General features: G+C 42.9%; 14 protein-coding genes and 2 tRNA genes. 1 reads left to right on the top strand and 15 read right to left on the bottom strand.

Annotation, left to right across the window (positions count from 1 at the left end; translation table 11 throughout):
- Positions 1 to 47 precede the first annotated feature (47 nt).
- The 5 genes from AB4298_RS09055 to recA form a co-directional block, all read right to left on the bottom strand.
- Positions 48 to 124, bottom strand: a tRNA-Arg gene (locus AB4298_RS09055).
- Positions 125 to 145: 21 nt separating this feature from the next.
- Positions 146 to 237, bottom strand: a tRNA-Ser gene (locus AB4298_RS09050).
- Between the two features lie 679 nt (positions 238 to 916).
- The gene (gene csrA / locus AB4298_RS09045; RefSeq protein ID WP_006082602.1) at positions 917 to 1,114 is read right to left on the bottom strand and encodes a carbon storage regulator CsrA; all 198 of its coding nucleotides are present in this window, start codon (positions 1,112 to 1,114) and stop codon (positions 917 to 919) included.
- A gap of 514 nt (positions 1,115 to 1,628) precedes the next feature.
- Entirely contained in the window at positions 1,629 to 4,256 is a 2,628-nt protein-coding gene (alaS, locus tag AB4298_RS09040) for an alanine--tRNA ligase (protein ID WP_371986404.1), read from the bottom strand.
- 364 nt (positions 4,257 to 4,620) lie between these two features.
- Complete coding sequence (gene recA, locus AB4298_RS09035) at positions 4,621 to 5,697, bottom strand: recombinase RecA (RefSeq protein WP_249000319.1); 1,077 nt, start codon at positions 5,695 to 5,697, stop codon at positions 4,621 to 4,623.
- Positions 5,698 to 6,017: 320 nt separating this feature from the next.
- On the opposite strand from recA, the gene mutS reads away from it, so the two are divergent.
- On the top strand, positions 6,018 to 8,597 hold the full coding sequence (mutS, locus tag AB4298_RS09030) for a DNA mismatch repair protein MutS (RefSeq protein WP_371986403.1): 2,580 nt from the start codon (positions 6,018 to 6,020) through the stop codon (positions 8,595 to 8,597).
- Between the two features lie 93 nt (positions 8,598 to 8,690).
- On the opposite strand, the gene rpoS is transcribed toward mutS, so the two are convergent.
- The 10 genes from rpoS to pyrG form a co-directional block, all read right to left on the bottom strand.
- A complete protein-coding gene (rpoS, locus tag AB4298_RS09025) occupies positions 8,691 to 9,653 on the bottom strand; it encodes an RNA polymerase sigma factor RpoS (RefSeq protein WP_371986401.1) in 963 nt (320 codons plus the stop codon).
- A 76-nt stretch (positions 9,654 to 9,729) separates the two neighbouring features.
- A complete protein-coding gene (locus AB4298_RS09020) occupies positions 9,730 to 10,626 on the bottom strand; it encodes a peptidoglycan DD-metalloendopeptidase family protein (protein ID WP_371986413.1) in 897 nt (298 codons plus the stop codon).
- A 51-nt stretch (positions 10,627 to 10,677) separates the two neighbouring features.
- Positions 10,678 to 11,313: a protein-L-isoaspartate(D-aspartate) O-methyltransferase gene (locus tag AB4298_RS09015; RefSeq protein WP_371986400.1), complete on the bottom strand. Its 636-nt coding sequence runs from the start codon at positions 11,311 to 11,313 to the stop codon at positions 10,678 to 10,680.
- Positions 11,314 to 11,389: 76 nt separating this feature from the next.
- Entirely contained in the window at positions 11,390 to 12,142 is a 753-nt protein-coding gene (surE, locus tag AB4298_RS09010; RefSeq protein WP_371986399.1) for a 5'/3'-nucleotidase SurE, read from the bottom strand.
- Positions 12,139 to 13,206 (bottom strand): tRNA pseudouridine(13) synthase TruD, encoded by a 1,068-nt coding sequence (gene truD / locus AB4298_RS09005; RefSeq protein WP_371986398.1) that lies wholly within the window; start codon positions 13,204 to 13,206, stop codon positions 12,139 to 12,141. Before truD ends, surE begins: the two co-directional genes overlap by 4 nt.
- Before the next feature lie 86 nt (positions 13,207 to 13,292).
- Positions 13,293 to 13,772: a 2-C-methyl-D-erythritol 2,4-cyclodiphosphate synthase gene (gene ispF / locus AB4298_RS09000; RefSeq protein WP_371986397.1), complete on the bottom strand. Its 480-nt coding sequence runs from the start codon at positions 13,770 to 13,772 to the stop codon at positions 13,293 to 13,295.
- Between the two features lie 56 nt (positions 13,773 to 13,828).
- Entirely contained in the window at positions 13,829 to 14,524 is a 696-nt protein-coding gene (ispD, locus tag AB4298_RS08995; protein WP_371986395.1) for a 2-C-methyl-D-erythritol 4-phosphate cytidylyltransferase, read from the bottom strand.
- Positions 14,525 to 14,597: 73 nt separating this feature from the next.
- Positions 14,598 to 14,894: a cell division protein FtsB gene (ftsB, locus tag AB4298_RS08990; RefSeq protein WP_249000328.1), complete on the bottom strand. Its 297-nt coding sequence runs from the start codon at positions 14,892 to 14,894 to the stop codon at positions 14,598 to 14,600.
- 90 nt (positions 14,895 to 14,984) lie between these two features.
- Entirely contained in the window at positions 14,985 to 16,280 is a 1,296-nt protein-coding gene (gene eno / locus AB4298_RS08985; RefSeq protein WP_371986394.1) for a phosphopyruvate hydratase, read from the bottom strand.
- A 124-nt stretch (positions 16,281 to 16,404) separates the two neighbouring features.
- Complete coding sequence (gene pyrG / locus AB4298_RS08980) at positions 16,405 to 18,045, bottom strand: CTP synthase (RefSeq protein ID WP_249000330.1); 1,641 nt, start codon at positions 18,043 to 18,045, stop codon at positions 16,405 to 16,407.
- Positions 18,046 to 18,127 lie beyond the last annotated feature (82 nt).

Here is an 18,127-nt window from a genome sequence, read left to right as displayed (position 1 = left end):
AGCTGAGCTACATCCGCTCACTAAAACATTTATCACGACAATAGAAATGGTGCGGATGGGAGGATTCGAACCTCCGACCGCCTGGTTCGTAGCCAGGTACTCTATCCAGCTGAGCTACATCCGCATCGTTGTCTATTGTAAGAAATGGCGGAGAAGGAGGGATTCGAACCCTCGATGGGAGTTAAAGCCCATACTCCCTTAGCAGGGGAGCGCCTTCGGCCACTCGGCCACCTCTCCGTTTCTTGGCGCACATATTACTGTCTGCCGAAAATAAGTCAAACCCTTTTTAAGAAACCATTTCCGTTTGAGGTGTTTTTAAGCATCTTGATGCTATAACAATCTAACTCCCCTTAAAAGTTGGCTTTTATAGGTGATTAAACTCAATTTCAATTATCTAAACTGAATAAAACTCGTTACGGAGCCGCTTTTATAAATCTAAAATTTTTACTAAAAAGCGTGTGGCAAACAAATTTATCTCCATTAAAGCTCTTCTTAACGCTGCAGCCTCAACTGAAACTATCAATTATTAGCTCTAGTAAAGCAGAAACATCTTTATAAAAAGCCAAACACTCCCCTAACTAAAGGAGTTAGCTTGCCAAATAAAGACCTTTACCACTCAAGCAAAAAAGCCCCTCCTAATTTATGAGTACAAAGATTTAAAATCGCGACAAAATAGACGATATAAAAACTAGTCGGTCTATAATAAGTACTGATGTGCGATAAACGCTGCCGTCGTCGATTGGCGTGCCTGACTTTTCAGACTGAATGCGGTGGTAAATCTCTTCACGTTAGGTTCATTACGTAGAAGAGACTTCTGCTATTCGTTTATCCAATCAACTAAAGCAGAGTTAAGCTAATAAAAAAGCCAGTTGCTTAACAACTGGCTTCTAGAATTCTTAAATCATTCTGATACAGATCAGAAGTTGCCGCCTTCAGATGGCGTGCCTGACTTTTCAGACTGAATGCGCTGGTAAATCTCTTCACGATGTACAGAGACTTCTTTAGGTGCATTTACACCAATTCTTACTTGGTTACCTTTAACGCCTAATACAGTGACTGTTACTTCGTCACCAATCATCAGTGTTTCACCAACACGACGAGTCAATATCAGCATTACTTTGCTCCTTTAGTTCCTAATTCTGCTTTATACGGCATTATTCCGTTATATTTGTATTATAAGGTTAGCTTAGTACAAATTAACAGTATTCTATTGGAAAAGCGTCAAATAATTACACCTTTTCGGGTATTTAATCACAGTTTTTCAGTTGAAACCTTTTTAACCACTTTAAGAATAACTTTTATCCCTTGCGGCTATTATCAAGCGTTAACATTAAACTAGCATGAATTAATACATTCCCCAAATCAAAGCCCACATTATTCAAACTTTATACAAACAACTCCCTAATAGTGCTGATAAAAAGTACAACTACATTCAACATAAGCCAATTAACGCCAATGCCGTTTTTTATACTCAAAAATGGTCATTCTTCGAAATCATGGTAGATAAAAACTAATTCGACCAAATTTAGGCAAATAGTCCAATAAACTGCCTTATAGAAATGGAAAGAACTGCTTTACAGCTATAAAAAACGCCCTCAAGGGGCGTTTTTAAGCTTAAAATTTAATGGTTAAGCAAGCTTAGCGGTGATCCACGGTAGCACTTGCTCTAAAGCTGTATCTAGGTTTTCAGGTTGGCTACCGCCAGCCTGAGCCATATCAGGACGTCCACCGCCCTTACCGCCAACCTGAACAGCAATTGATGCAACCAATTCACCCGCTTTAACTTTGCCAGTTAGATCCTTAGTTACACCTACAATCAGGTTAACCTTGTCTTCACCCGCAATAGCTAATACTACAATACCTGATTGTAGCTTTTGCTTAAGCTCATCTTGTAAGCCGCGAAGCGCACCAGCATCGACACCTTCAAGCTTTTTAACAAGCACTTTAGCACCGTTTACATCAACGGCTTCACCAGCAAGGTCAGCACTTGTTGCTGCAGCTAATTTATCTTTTAACTGCGAAAGTTCTTTTTCAAGCTGCTTTGTTTTATCAAGCTGTGCTTTAAGCTTAGCAACAACCGATGCACTATCACCTTTCAATAATACAGCCGCTTCTTCAAGCTCTGCCTGTTGCTTAGCAACATAGGCCATAGCTGCTGCGCCAGTTACCGCTTCAATACGACGTACACCAGCAGCAATACCGCCTTCTGATGTGATCTTGAATAGTCCGATATCACCAGTACGACCGACGTGAGTACCACCACATAGTTCGATAGAGAAGTCGCCCATAGTCACAACACGTACTTCAGCATCGTACTTTTCGCCGAACAGTGCCATTGCACCTTTTTCTTTAGCGGTTTCAATGTCCATTACTTCAGCTGTTAGCTCGTGGTTACGACGAATTTGCGTATTCACTAGCTCTTCAACTTCTTTTAGTTCGTGAGCTTTTACGCCTTCAAAGTGAGAGAAGTCAAAACGTAAACGTTCAGGGTCAACTAAAGAACCTTTCTGGCTTACGTGAGTACCAAGTACCTGACGTAGAGCCGCATGTAGAAGGTGAGTCACTGAGTGGTTTAGTTCAGTTCTATGACGTAATTTTTTATCAACATTAGCCGCTACAACTTGACCAACCTTGATAGACCCCGCAGCTACACGGCCGATATGACCAATTGCTTGAGCGTACTTTTGTGTATCAGTAACTGTGAATTCAGCACCATCAGCAATCAATACGCCTTTATCGCCACACTGACCACCAGACTCACCGTAAAACGGTGTGTTGTCTAATACGATAACAACATCATCGCCAGCAATAGTGCTATCAACTGACTCACCCGCTTTAAAAATTGCAGTTACAGTCGCTTGGTTATTTAGCTCAGTGTAACCAGTAAAACAGCTTTCCTCTTCAATTTTCAGACCTTCGTTATAGTCTGTCTCGAATTGACCTGCAGCTTGTGCACGGCTGCGCTGCTCAGCCATTGCAGCTTCAAATCCTGCTTCATCAACAGTAATATCACGTTCACGACATACGTCAGCAGTTAAATCTACTGGGAAACCATAAGTATCATAAAGTTTGAATGCTGTTTCGCCATCTAGCACCTTAGTCGTTAACTCGTTTAGCGCTGCATCCAAAATACCTAAGCCGCGCTCTAGAGTACGAGCAAATTGCTCCTCTTCAGCTTTCAGTGATTTCTCAACAATCGCTTGGGTTTCTTGTAAACCTTTTGCAGCATCAGCGCCCATCACTTCAATAAGAGTTGGAACCAGCTTGTAGAAGAAGCTTGCAGTCGCACCTAGCTTGTTACCATGACGCACTGCGCGACGAATAATACGACGAAGCACATAACCCCGACCTTCATTTGACGGCATTACACCATCGGCAATTAGGAATGCACATGAACGAATATGGTCAGCAATAACGCGTAGAGACTTATTCTCAAGATCTGTAACGCCTAGTATTTCCGCTGTTTTCTTGATTAATGCTTGGAAAATATCGATTTCATAGTTTGAATGTACACCCTGCATAATCGCAGCGATACGCTCAATACCCATACCAGTATCAACAGATGGCTTAGGTAGCGGTAACATTTCACCGTCAGCCTGGCGGTTGTATTGCATAAATACGATGTTCCAAATTTCAATGAAACGATCGCCATCTTCTTCTGGAGTACCTGGGCGCCCCCCCCAAATGTGATCGCCATGATCATAGAAAATTTCAGAACATGGACCACATGGACCAGTGTCCCCCATCTGCCAGAAGTTATCTGATGCGTAAGCAGCGCCTTTATTGTCGCCGATACGGATAATATTTTCAGCTGCAACACCTATCTTCTTATTCCAGATCTCGAATGCTTCGTCATCTGTTTCATAGATAGTGACGCATAGGCGCTCTTTTGGCAGTTTTAATTCTTCTGTAAGGAATGTCCATGCGAAATGAATAGCTTCTTCTTTAAAGTAATCGCCGAAACTAAAGTTACCTAACATTTCAAAGAATGTGTGGTGACGAGCAGTGTAACCAACGTTATCTAAATCGTTGTGCTTACCACCTGCACGTACACAGCGCTGTGAAGACGTTGCACGAGAATAGCTACGCTTATCTGCACCCAAAAACACATCTTTAAACTGGTTCATACCCGCATTAGTAAAAAGCAGTGTTGGGTCGTTCGCTGGAACGAGAGAACTACTATCTACTACCTGGTGACCATTTGTGCGGAAATATTCCAAAAAAGCACTTCGCAGTGCTGCAGTGGTTTGATACATGAAACCGTCCTGAATTAGGTTGTGCAAATAGCCCTTAACGAGCTGAGAGATAAATTTTTATGGATAGCATTATAAGCAGAGTCATGGCTAACAACCAGCCCTGTTGATACAAAACTGCTTCGCTAATAAAGAAATTACAGCTAGAGGAGAGTTGCTAGGCAACTAAATAGATTTATTAGCTCAATGTTACTCATGTACTATAACCAATCAGCCACTAAATTAGCCTGCGTCAATAGCTTTATAAACACCATAAAAAAAATCGCGGATTGCAAACAGCAGCTCCGCGATGATTAAGTTGACTAGTCAATAAGCAATATTAATGCTTACAACAAGCTAAGTGGTTCATCCACTAGTAATATCGGTCTTAGAAAACTTCACCCGTTTCTAAATCCACATTGTCACCAGCCGTGTCTGCCGCATTACCAGCATCAGCAGTATCTTTCTCACCATTGCCCAAAAGCATAGCGCGCAATGTTGTTTCAATTTCATTTGAAATTGCTGGGTTTTCGATAAGGTACTTACCAGCGTTAGCGCGGCCTTGGCCAATCTTGTCACCTTTGTAGCTATACCAAGCACCTGACTTTTCAATTAACTTGTGTACAACACCTAAGTCAACTAACTCACCAGTGCTGTTGATACCTTGACCGTATAGGATTTGGAATTCAGCTTGCTTAAATGGTGCTGCAATCTTGTTTTTCACAACTTTAACGCGAGTTTCGTTACCAATCACTTCTTCACGGTCTTTAATCGCACCAGTACGACGGATATCTAGACGAACAGAAGCGTAAAACTTAAGTGCGTTACCACCGGTTGTTGTTTCTGGATTACCGAACATTACACCAATTTTCATACGGATTTGGTTAATGAAGATAAGCAAAGTATTTGACTGCTTAAGGTTACCTGCAAGCTTACGCATTGCTTGGCTCATCATACGTGCCGCTAAGCCCATGTGAGAGTCACCAATTTCGCCTTCAATTTCAGCTTTTGGTGTCAATGCTGCTACTGAGTCGACAATAATAACGTCAACCGCACCACTGCGAGTCAGAGCATCACAGATCTCAAGCGCTTGCTCACCAGTATCAGGTTGAGAACAAAGTAAGTTATCAATATCCACGCCAAGCTTTTTAGCATAGATAGGGTCAAGTGCGTGTTCAGCATCAATAAAGGCACAAGTTTTACCTTGTTTTTGAGCTGCAGCAATCACTTCCAATGTCAGTGTTGTTTTACCAGATGATTCGGGACCGTAGATCTCTACGATACGACCCATTGGTAATCCGCCAGCACCTAAAGCAACATCCAAAGCAAGCGAACCTGTAGAAATAGTTTCTACATCCATTGAACGGTCTTCACCTAACTTCATGATTGAGCCTTTACCAAACTGCTTCTCAATCTGACCTAGAACGGCGTTCAGTGCTTTCTCTTTATTTGGATCTGTCTTCATTCCTATATCCTCTGGAGCACAGTGCGATCTGATATTGGCACTGTATTATCTATTCGGTGACGACTCGTTAAGCCTTGGCTAGAGCCTCAATATGAAACTAGTATACTGTACAATCATACAGTATCAAGTGCTGTGTAAAAATATTTTACAAATACATATGAATCAAATACTTACTAATCTTAAACAGTAATGCACAGTATTTTATTCACCAAACACTGTAAGAATTACGCCTAAAGCTCACAAAATATTGTTAAGATTAGCGCCAAGATTGTGTAAGGCGCTACTAGACGCCGCAGTAAAATGACAGGCAAATAAAATCGATGACTGCTATTGATCCTCAAGGTTTAGAAAAACATACCCCAATGATGCGTCAGTATCTCACTCTAAAAGCTCAGCATCCTGATATGTTGCTCTTTTACCGTATGGGTGATTTCTATGAACTCTTTTATGAAGACGCCAAACGTGCATCAGAGTTACTTGGGATCTCTCTTACAGCTCGAGGCAAGAGCGGTGGTGACCCTATTCCTATGGCTGGTTTGCCTTACCATGCGGTTGAGGGCTATTTAGCTAAATTAGTGCAACTACGCGTTTCAGTGGCAATTTGCGAACAAGTCGGCGACCCTGCCACATCAAAGGGCCCGGTCGAACGTAAAGTCGTTCGTATCGTGACCCCTGGCACTTTAACTGATGAAGCACTATTACAAGAGCGTCAAGACAACCTTCTTGCTGCACTTTATCAAGGTAAAACAGGTTATGGTTATGCCACTTTAGACGTGGCATCTGGACGTTTTGTAATTACAGAACTTGCCAATACCGAAGCCTTAGAAGCTGAGCTACAGCGCACTAACCCTGCAGAGCTACTATACAGCGAAGACTTCTCGCAAATGAGCCTGATTGCAGGTATGAACGGTACTCGCCGTCGCCCAGAGTGGGAGTTCGACTATGATACCTGCCATCGCCTTTTATTGAACCAGTTTGGCACTAAAGACTTACGCGGCTTTGGCATCGAAGACGCAAGACTATCGCTGCAAGCAGCTGGCTGCTTAATGCAATACGTTAAAGACACTCAACGCACTGCACTGCCGCATATCAACTCGATTGTACGTTTTAATCAGTCAGACAGTATCGTTTTAGATGCTGCGACCCGTCGCAACCTTGAGCTCACCGTAAACCTCCAAGGTGGCCGCGATAATACTCTTGCTTCTGTGCTTGATAACACTGTTACCCCTATGGGCAGCCGTATGTTGCAGCGCTGGATCCACCAACCACTGCGTAACCATGAAATCATTCGTGCAAGACAAGCCTCAATTGAAGAGTTATTGGGTAACGGCAATCATGAAATTCTTGCCGAAGATTTAAAAGCCCTAGGCGATATTGAACGTATAACCGCACGTATTGCATTACGTAATGCACGCCCTCGAGATTTTGCTCGTTTACGTCAGGCACTGGCGTTATTACCGCAACTGCAGCAAACATTAACTCAGGCAAATGCACCGCACCTTCAATACTTATCTCAGGTCATTGGCGAGTTTCCACTAGAACTTGAGCTATTATCTAATGCCGTTGTTGATAACCCACCAATGCTGATCCGAGATGGTGGCGTTATCCGTGAAGGCTACAATCAAGAGTTAGATGAATGGCGTAAATTAAGTGAAGGCGCCACAGATTACCTACACGAACTTGAAGCGCGTGAAAAAGAGCAGACAGGGATCTCGACGTTAAAAGTCGGTTATAATCGCGTGCACGGTTACTACATAGAAGTGAGCCGTCGCGAATCTGACTTAGTGCCACTAAGTTACCAACGTCGACAAACCCTGAAAAATACCGAACGCTATATTATTCCTGAGCTGAAAGAGCACGAGGAAAAAGTATTATCAAGCCAAGGCAAAGCACTCGCGCTTGAAAAGCAGCTCTGGGAAGAGTTGTTTGATCTTATCTTACCAAAACTACATGAGTTACAAGACTTTGCTCAAGCAGCCGCAGAATTAGACGTACTGTGTAACTTTGCTGAGCGTGCTGAAAGCTTTAATTACCATTGCCCAGAGTTAACTGCCACGCCGGGAATTCAAATAGAAGCCGGTCGTCATCCAGTTGTCGAGCAAGTAAGTAAGAGCCCATTTATTGCTAACCCAGTAACTCTGAACAATGCGCGTAAAATGCTTGTGGTTACAGGTCCAAATATGGGCGGTAAATCAACTTATATGCGTCAAGTCGCTTTAATTACTTTGATGGCACATATTGGCTGCTACGTACCAGCTGAACACGCTGTCATTGGCCCAGTCGATCGGATCTTCACCCGTATTGGTGCATCAGATGATCTTGCTTCAGGCCGCTCAACCTTCATGGTGGAAATGACGGAAACAGCCAATATCTTACATAATGCCACAACTAATAGTTTGGTATTGATGGATGAGATCGGCCGCGGTACATCGACCTATGACGGCCTTTCTCTTGCTTGGTCTGCAGCAGAGTATTTAGCCAAACACTTGCAAGCGATGACACTATTTGCCACGCACTACTTTGAACTGACGCAACTGCCTGAACAGTTAGAAAATGTTGAAAACGTGCACTTAGATGCGGTAGAACACGGCGATAGCATTGTGTTTATGCATGCCGTTCAAGAAGGTGCAGCGAGCCGTAGTTATGGCTTACAGGTTGCGGCGCTAGCTGGTGTGCCTAACTGTGTGATTAGCGCTGCTAAACATAAGCTACACCAGCTTGAAAGCCGTGATCATGATGTACAGCAAAATAGCGAACAGCAAAATACCCAACAGAGCATGAGTTTTGCCCCTAGTGCCCCATCTCCAGCTCTAGAAGCACTGCAAAAACTCAATCCCGATGAGCTAACGCCAAGACAAGCACTGGATTACTTGTATAACCTTAAGAAGTTAGCGCTTTAAAATGGCTGAATAATAGACACAAAAAAAGCGCAGCTTATACTGCGCTTTTTATTTATCTCATCTCATAACGAGACTATATATCATGCTTTAGTTTTATGCTTTAAAAATGGCTTCTACAGAAAGACCTTGTGCCCCAAGTAAGTCTTTCAGGCGCTTAAGCGCCTCAACTTGAATTTGACGAACTCTTTCACGGGTTAAACCAATCTCTTTACCGACATTTTCTAAGGTCGATGGCTCATAACCAAGCAAACCAAATCGGCGCGCTAGCACTTCACGTTGCTTAGTATTAAGTTCATCTAACCATTTGACTACTGACTTAGACATGTCTTCATCTTGGACTTTATAGTCTGGACCAACATTATCATCATCCGCTAGCACATCCAGAAGTGCTTTATCACTCTCGCCACCAAGCGGCGTATCAACTGAAGTTATTCTCTCATTAAGCTTGAGCATACGACTTACATCGCCACTAGGTAGATCGAGTTGATCGGCGATCTCTTCCGCTGTAGGCTCATGATCTAGTTTATGTGCTAGCTCTCTTGCTGTACGCAAATAAACATTGAGTTCTTTAACTACATGAATAGGTAATCGAATTGTACGAGTCTGATTCATAATTGCTCGTTCAATCGTTTGTCTAATCCACCATGTCGCATAAGTTGAAAAACGAAAACCGCGTTCTGGGTCAAATTTTTCTACAGCGCGAATCAAACCTAAATTACCCTCTTCGATTAAATCAAGCAGCGCTAAGCCACGATTATTATATCTGCGGGCAATTTTTACGACCAATCTAAGGTTACTTTCGATCATACGGTTACGTGATTTCTCACACCCTTTGAGGGACTTACGTGAAAAATACACTTCTTCCTCAGCACTGAGGAGTGGGGAAAATCCTATCTCACCTAGATACAGCTGTGTGGCATCTAAGTTTTTTTGTAAATCATCTTGTACTTGTAGTTCTAATTCTGCTTCTTTGACGTCCTGTTTAGTATCGATTGACTCATTTACGGAGTCGCTTTTTACTTGCTCTGCTACTACGGCATTATTGGTTCTGCTCATAATATCTCTCCCGAATTTTTCCATTAATTACTGCACGTCTCTATCCTCCGATTTGCCAAATTTGGCGACCTAAAAACTATTTTTTAGGTAAAAATTTAATTGGGTTAACTGACTTTCCGTGATATCTGATCTCAAAATGCAGCATCACTCTATTTGTGCCTGTACTTCCCATTTTCGCAACTGTCTGTCCAACATTAACAACTTGCTTTTCTTTAACTAAGATCTTGTCAGCATGAGCATAAGCACTTAAATAGTCATCACTATGTTTAATAATGACCAAGTTACCATAGCCACGAAGTGCGCTACCTGCATAAACGACTCTACCGTTAGCTGCAGCTCTGATAGCATCACCTCTGTTACCAGCGATCTTTATCCCTTTATTTCCCTGCTCTTTGGCTGAGAATGTACCAATTACTTTACCGTTAACAGGCCAAGACCACTTGCTCACCGTCTTTGGAAGTGTGGCTTGCCTGTGGACAACCTGGTTAACTTCTTGTTGACTGGTTGTTACAGAATACGCAGCCTTTGAATTTGGATCAAGCGGTTTTTTTGACCAATCTTTTTTACTACTTTCGTTTGACGCCTTGGCTACAACACTCTGTTTTTGTGCACTTTTACTTGGTTTTGGTGTGGTTTTAATCACTTTTACAGGTGCTTTTTTTGCAACAGAGGTATTTGTAACAGATCGTTTAGAGCTAAGACTCAATACCTGTCCAGGGTAGATGGTATAAGGGGTTGGTAAGCGATTAACTTTTGCAATAGCAGCAAAATCTTTATTAGCTCCCCATGCAATAGAATAAAGCGTATCACCTTGTTTTACGATATAACGAGTCCCCGTTATTGATCCTTTACTGATCGATGGGGTTGATGGACCGTTTAACGATTCTACAGGTGCTGGGCGATCAGCCTGAAAACTACAACCTGATAATAGTAGCGATAAGTAAACGCATAAAAAGCAAGACAACCTCATTATTTACTTATCACCTCAATAATCTAAAATAGTTAATTATACTTAAAACGAATATTAGGCAAGTTCGCCATTTACCAATGGCACAAAACGAACCATCTCAATCACTTCTGAATTGTATTGACCTGCAATACGGGTCACTTTTAATAGCTGCTGAGTTTCCCCCCCAACAGGGATAACTAACACACCACCGTCGGCTAACTGCGCTAATAGTGCTTCAGGTATTGAACTTGCGGCAGCCGTAACCATAATCGCATCATAAGGCCCTTTGCTTGGCCAGCCTTGCCATCCGTCACCATATTTAAACGAAATATTATGTAGATCCAGTCTTTTTAAGCGCTGACGAGCCTGAATTTGTAAGCTTTTAATCCGCTCAACCGTACAGAGCTGCGGTACTAACTGTGCCAATATGGCAGCTTGATAACCTGAGCCCGTTCCAATCTCCAATACCTTAAGAGGATTATCTTGCAACAGGATTTCCGTCATACGCGCAACAATATAAGGTTGAGAAATAGTTTGGCCTTGACCTATAGGAAGAGCCGTATTTTCATAAGCCTTATGCCCAAGAGCGGGATCAAGAAACTGCTCCCTTGGCGTATTTGCCACCGCTTTTAACACTGGCTCATTACGGATCCCAGCCTCATACAATTTTCTTGCTAAGTTCAATGCTGATGTTGAGGCAACAGGATTCATAAATCAGTTTTCCAATATTTCAAAATAAACATACATAAATTAAAACAATACAAACGCTAACTCGTTAGCGGCGTATTTAATCAGCGACTTGTGTTAACCAACCTTCTAAAGCACTTATCTGCTCAAATGCAGTTAGGTCAACAGTTAGCGGCGTAATAGACACGTAACCATTAGCTACCGCGTAGAAATCGGTTCCCTGACTTGCATCTTGCTCATCACCCGGAGGGCCTAACCAAAAAATTTCTCTACCTGCTGGATCTTGAGTTCTGACCATACCTTCTGCTCTATGACGTGCTCCCAAGCGAGTAATCTTAATACCTTTAACCTCATCTAACGGTAAGTCCGGCACATTGATATTCAAAATTTTGTCTTGAGCAATTGGCTTATCTTGCAGTGCTTTAACAATTTTTAACGCGTAATGTGCAGCGGTGTCATAGTGCTTTAACTCGCGACCTGCTAAAGATATAGCAATGGCAGGAAAACCAAGAAAGCGCCCTTCCATCGCCGCTGCTACAGTCCCTGAATACAAGGTATCATCACCCATATTCGCGCCAGCATTAATGCCTGATACCACCATATCTGGCTCATCTTGATAAAGTTCTCTAATTGCAAGGTGCACACAATCGGTAGGTGTACCACTGACTGAGATAAAACCATTGTCTAAGGTATTGAGTCGTAATGGATTGGTCAAGGTTAACGAGTTACTTGCACCCGAACAGTTTCTATCAGGCCCAACTGTCAGCGTCTCAGCAATTTGATTTAACGCAGCAGTTAGTGCAGCAATACCTTCAGCGTTCACTCCATCGTCATTACTGATCAAAATCTTCATTGCTGCGCCTCTGCACTTCTTTGCTCAGCGAGCATCTTTTGGCGCGCGACTTCTTGAACATCTTGATAAACAAACAGCTCACGAAGTAACGATGTCGCATAAGAGCCTGATGGTAATGCAAATTTTAAGGTAATGGTATCTTCATCTACTTGATATTGCAGATGTTGTGGCTCAAGTAACAATGCACGCCTTTCCTGGTTAAGTCCTGCTTGCACTAAACCCTCTTTATCGATTGTTAGCGCTTCAAGTGCTTGTGCCTCACATTCTGCAGCCTCAGCCTGTGCAAGCGGTAAACCACGCCCCCATAACGGCGCCGATAACTGGATATCTTTTTTGGCCAAACGCTCAATTAAGATGTCATCCCATTGCTCTGCCACAAAATAGCTCTTACTGCCCGCAAGCATCACGCAGTCACCTGTAAGCGTTGTTGTACCGTGCAGGGCTAAGCGCGCTGATACCGCCATATTAAATAGGTTTGAGCGAACTGCAGATAAATACATACTACGCTTGTTTCTATCTTTTACTTTGCGTCCAGTAAACATCTGGCGGCCAAATATAAGGTTCTTGCCATCATGCCCAAAACGCTGCTCACCAAAGTAATTCGGCACACCTTGCTCTGTCACAAGTTCAATACGTTTAATAACATCACTCATATCACTTACATTGCGCAGTGTTAAGGTAAAACGATTGCCTGCTAGTGCGCCTATGCGTAATTTTTTTGCGTGGCGAGAAGCACTTAACACGGTAATTTTATCGCTATTTAATTGTTGCCAGTCTGGCGTTTCTTTGCCAGGAATGCGAACTCCAAACCATTGCTCTGTAACGGCATGCTTATCTTTTTGTCCAGCATAAGTCACCTCTTTAGGGTGCACATGAGCAAAACTCGATAACATTTTGGCGACTTCAACCGTATTTAGTCCTTCCTTACGGATGTGCAGCAGATGGTGCTCCCCCTCTCCTGTTGGTGAAAAAGGCAAGATTTCTTTTACTTGAAAGTCACTGTTATGGGTACGTAGATCCGCTGTAGATGTCGGCTTGCCGTATAAATAATGTAATTCGCTCATATCGCTTACTTGTCTCACTAATCTATCTTGCATGCAACCGTGAGGTTGCAGTTATTCTGGCCAGCCCTATAAGCGGGCATAAAACACTAGAATTTAATCATCAATACTACAGCTTCAACGGCTATGCCTTCTTTTCTGCCGGTAAAGCCTAGTTTTTCAGTGGTAGTCGCTTTGACGTTAATATCGCCAATATCAGTGGCTAAGTCACTCGCAAGCACTGCTCTTATCGATTCAATATGTGGCGCCATTTTAGGTGCCTGAGCAATTACAGTCACATCTAGGTTAGATATAATAAAGCCCAGATCCGTAGCTAACTTATAACAATGTCTCAATAGCACACGGCTATCGGCGCCTTTAAAATCAGGATCTGTATCAGGGAAGTGCTTACCAATATCGCCAAGGGCCATAGCCCCCAAAATCGCATCAGATATAGCATGCAGTACTACGTCACCGTCAGAGTGTGCAACTAAACCCACATCATAAGGTACTTCAATACCACCTAAAATTAATGGTGGCTCACCACCAAACTTATGCACATCAAACCCATGACCGATTCTAATTTTCATTGCTTATCCTGTTAATGCGAAACCCGTTGATGTCTCTATTAGTTTTCAACCAAAACTCACTGTTCATTGCTTTTTAGAAACAGCGACGCTAACTGTAAGTCATCAGGGTGAGTGACTTTTATATTATCGGCTCGTCCAGTAACAACAGCAGGCATAATTCCAGCCCATTCCATTGCAGAAGCTTCGTCAGTAATTGATGCCCCAGCCGCTAAAGCATCGGTTAAGTTTTTCTTCAAACTAACCACTGGGAAAAATTGTGGTGTCAGTGCATGCCATAACTGCTCACGGCAGACTGTTTCTGTAATTATACCTTGTGCATTGGTACGCTTCATCGTATCTCGCACCGGCGCAGCTAAAATGGCCCCTTGGGGGAATACAGCTGCAGATTCAATAAGCTTATCAATATCAAAATGGGTTAAACAAGGGCGTGCAGCATCGTGAACTAATACCCAAGCATCTTTTTTAGCAACTTCGAGACCAGCTAAAACTGAGTCAGCTCGCTCTTTACCACCAACGACAGCCTGAAGTTTAGGGTCCGTCGCTTGTGGTAGCTTAACGAAATACTCATCATGTGGATTAAGGGCGACAATCACCTTAGTGATTTTAGGATGAGACAGTAAGCAATCTAGGGTATGGCCTAGAATGGTTTGCTCATTAAGCGCCAAATACTGCTTTGGAAGCTCAGCTCCCATACGGCTACCTATGCCGGCAGCGGGAACAATAGCAATAATTTGCTGAGGAGTTTGGCTCATATTCGAGCTCCATAAAATGCTGGCATTTAGCTATGACCAATAAAGAAAATAAAGCGGAGAAGAAATAACAAAACTAGTTTTCAGGGAGGCTGCTACGCTCTCCTCCAACGACTCGGAAAAATGTCTCGCCATCTTTAACCATGCCGAGTTCATTCCTAGCTCGCTCTTCTAGTGCTTCTGTACCACTTCGAAGATCATTAATTTCTTCTCTTAACACTTGGTTACGAGCGACTAATTGCGCATTACTTTGCTGCTGCAACTTGATTTGTTCTTGCAGATGAAAAGACTCAGCTAAGCTTTTCTCTCCTAACCAAAGGCGATACTGAAGCATGGCAAGTAAAGCAATTAATACAAAAAGAAGGCGTTTCATGATTCAAAATAGAAAGAAATTGAGAATAGTAAACAGATAGTACAACAAAAAAGGCCACCGAGTGGTGGCCTTTTTAAAGTTTATAGCGTTTTATGCTTGACCTTTGATCTCTTTAAGACCGTTATAAGGTGCTTTTTCACCTAACTGTTCTTCAATACGAAGTAGTTGGTTGTACTTAGCAACACGGTCACTACGACATAGTGAACCCGTCTTGATTTGGCCAGCTGAAGTTGCAACAGCTAGATCTGCAATCGTTGCATCTTCAGTTTCACCACTGCGGTGTGAAATCACAACAGTGTAGCCCGCTTCTTTCGCCATGCGAATTGCAGCAAGCGTCTCAGTTAAAGAACCGATTTGGTTAAACTTAATCAATATTGAGTTAGCAATATTGTTATCAATACCGCGTTTTAGGATCTTAGTGTTAGTTACGAATAAATCGTCACCAACAAGTTGGATCTTGTCACCCATGATTTGAGTTTGGTAGGCCCAACCATCCCAATCTGACTCGTCTAAACCATCTTCAATAGAAGCAATTGGGTACTGCTCAGTTAGTGACTTAAGGAAGTCAGAGAAACCGTTTGCAGAGAATACTTTGCCTTCACCAGATAGATCGTATTGACCATCCTTGTAAAACTCAGATGCGGCGCAATCAAGTGCTAACGTTACGTCAGTACCTAGTACGTAACCGGCTTTCTCAACAGCAACCTTGATGATCGCTAGTGCGTCAGCATTTGATGCCAAATCTGGTGCAAAACCGCCTTCATCACCTACTGAAGTGCTTAGGCCTTTAGACTTAAGTACACTCTTTAGGCTGTGGAAGATTTCAGCGCCCATGCGTAGCGCTTCACGGAAGCTCTTAGCACCAACAGGTTGAACCATAAATTCTTGGATATCAACGTTGTTATCAGCATGCTCGCCGCCGTTCAAGATGTTCATCATTGGAACTGGCATAGAGTACTGGCCTGGCGTGCCATTTAAATCAGCGATATGTGCGTATAAAGGAATACCTTTAAATGCTGCTGCCGCTTTAGCTGCAGCCAAAGATACGGCTAGGATCGCATTAGCGCCTAGCTTATCTTTGTTTTCAGTGCCGTCAACGTCGATCATGATTTGATCAAGCTCAGCTTGAGCTGTTGCATCTTTACCCATTAACGCATCACGGATAAGTCCGTTGATGTTTTCAACCGCTTTTAATACACCTTTACCTAAGTAACGTGCTTTGTCGCCGTCACGTAGTTCTAGTGCTTCACGGCTACCTGTTGATGCGCCAGATGGTGCAGCAGCCATTCCCATGAATCCGCCTTCTAAATGAACTTCAGCTTCAACAGTTGGGTTACCGCGAGAATCCATGATTTCGCGACCGATAATGTTAATAATCTTAGCCATAATGCCCTCGATTTAAGTTTTAAAGATAAATTTAAAGATAAAAGTAAAACGAAATTCTGTGCAGTTATTACATCGCTAGAAACAAAAAAACCGCCCCCATAGCATGGAAGCGGTTTTGGCGTAATTAGTCTTCTAAATCACGTTTTTGGTAGGCTGCTGCCGCGGCAACAAACCCTTCAAATAACGGCTGACCATCACGAGGAGTCGATGTAAATTCAGGGTGGAATTGACCCGCTACGAACCATGGGTGGTTTGGTAGCTCAATCATTTCAACCAATGAACGGTCTGATGATAGACCGCTGAAGATAAGGCCTGCCTTCTCTAGGCGCTCTTTGTAGTTGTTGTTCACTTCGTAACGGTGACGGTGACGTTCTACACAAGTGCTACCTTTATAAGCTGCAGCCGCTTTAGTGCCTTCTTCAAGGTGACAAAGTTGAGCACCTAGACGCATAGTGCCACCTAGATCTGATTCTTCATGGCGCTCTTCAACTTGACCATCTTCGTTGATCCACTCAGTGATCAAACCAACGACTGGATGTGGAGTCTCAGGCATAAATTCAGTTGAATGTGCACCTTCAAGACCAGCAACATGACGAGCGAACTCAATCAGTGCAACCTGCATACCTAGACAGATACCAAAGTATGGAAGGTTGTTTTCACGGGCAAACTTAGCCGCCATGATCTTACCTTCAACACCACGTTCACCGAAACCACCAGGAACTAAGATACCGTCTAAACCTTGAAGCACTTCATCGCCCTTAGCTTCAACATTTTGTGAATCAATGTACTTTATATTCACAGATACGCGGTTAAATAAACCTGCGTGCTTTAGTGCTTCGTTAACTGACTTATAAGCGTCTGGTAGTTCAATGTACTTACCTACCATACCAATAGTCACTTCACCCGTTGGGTTAGCTTCTTGGTAAATCACTTTTTCCCACTCAGCCAAATCAGCTTCTTTACAATCGATGCCAAAACGCTTAGTCACAAGTTGGTCTAAACCTTGTGCTTTTAGTAACGCAGGGATCTTATAGATACTGTCTACGTCTTTTAGTGAGATAACTGCACGTTCTTCTACGTTACAGAATAGAGAGATCTTCGCTTTTTCGTTTGCAGGGATCGCACGATCACCACGACAAACCAATACATCAGGAGCGATACCAATTGAACGTAGCTCTTTAACAGAGTGCTGCGTTGGTTTAGTTTTCACTTCGCCTGCTGCACCGAGGAAAGGAACAAGCGTTAAATGCATAAATAGGGTTCTATCACGGCCAAGCTCAACGCCTAACTGACGGATAGATTCTAGGAATGGTAGTGATTCAATATCACCTACCGTACCACCAATTTCAACGATAGCCACATCATGACCTTCACCACCTGCAAGCACTTTCTCTTTAATAGCGTTAGTGATATGTGGGATAACCTGAATGGTTGCGCCTAAATAGTCACCACGACGTTCTTTACGAAGTACTTCTTCATAAATACGACCCGTAGTAAAGTTATTACGACGGTTCATCTTAGTGCGGATGAAACGCTCATAGTGACCTAAGTCTAGATCGGTTTCAGCGCCGTCTTCTGTCACAAACACTTCACCGTGCTGTGTCGGACTCATGGTACCTGGATCTACGTTAATGTATGGATCCAGCTTCATAATGGTTACATTTAGGCCGCGAGCCTCTAATATTGCAGCCAAAGAAGCTGCTGCAATGCCTTTACCTAGTGATGAAACCACGCCACCAGTAACGAAGATATACCTTGTAGTCATGCTGAACCTGAGAAAATGAGTTGGAAATATGTGCTTGTAAGAAAGCACTAGGACGGGGCAATATTATACCAAAGCAAGCTTG

The organism is Shewanella sp. 10N.261.52.F9 (assembly GCF_041471165.1).
Taxonomy (GTDB): Bacteria; Pseudomonadota; Gammaproteobacteria; order Enterobacterales; family Shewanellaceae; genus Shewanella; species Shewanella marinintestina.
This window is presented reverse-complemented; position numbering and strand designations above follow the sequence as displayed.